A 576-nucleotide genomic window follows, 5' to 3' on the forward strand; every position below is an offset into this window, starting at 1 on the left:
CGATCGCATCAACCTTCTGGTTGATGAACGTCTCGACCTGGCTGATCTGCAGGTTCACATCATTGGTGCCTTCAGCAACCAGCAGCTCGACGTCGGAGTACTTCTTCGCCTCGGCCTGGGTCGCCTTCGTGATCGCGCCCATCCAGCCATGGTCGGCAGCCGGCGCGGAGAAGCCGATCTTCACCTTCTTACCGGGCTCGTCGTTCTTGCCGGCGGCAACCGCCTGGGTGGCGGGCGCGTTGTTCTTCTCGGCCTCCGGGGTGTTACTCGTACACGCCGCCAGGGCGAGTACGCCGAGGCCGGCGATTGCGATCGTTCGGGCGGAACGGGACATCGGTGTCTCCTATGAACTGGTAGTGCGACTGGCCAAGCGCTGCTGGAGAAGGACCGCGATCACGATGATCAGCCCCTTCGCCACCGACTGAGCGGAGATGCTCAGGTTGTTCAGGGTGAACACGTTGTTGAGCGTGGTGAAGATCAGGACGCCGAACACCGTGCCGACGATCGTGCCGCGACCACCGGACAGCAAGGTGCCGCCGATCACCACCGCCGCGATCGCGTCCAGCTCGTACAACT

At 63.0% G+C, this 576-nt stretch carries 1 protein-coding gene and 1 pseudogene; both read right to left on the reverse strand.

Annotation, left to right across the window (positions count from 1 at the left end; translation table 11 throughout):
- Positions 1–334, reverse strand: a 334-nt coding sequence (locus tag HPO96_RS37460; protein WP_171679238.1) for a substrate-binding domain-containing protein, incomplete at its 3' end; no start/stop codon positions are given.
- A 9-nt stretch (positions 335–343) separates the two neighbouring features.
- Positions 344–576 (reverse strand): annotated as a pseudogene (locus HPO96_RS37465) (ABC transporter permease); the annotation flags it as partial.

This window comes from Kribbella sandramycini, assembly GCF_013131805.1.
Taxonomy (GTDB): domain Bacteria; phylum Actinomycetota; class Actinomycetes; order Propionibacteriales; family Kribbellaceae; genus Kribbella; species Kribbella sandramycini.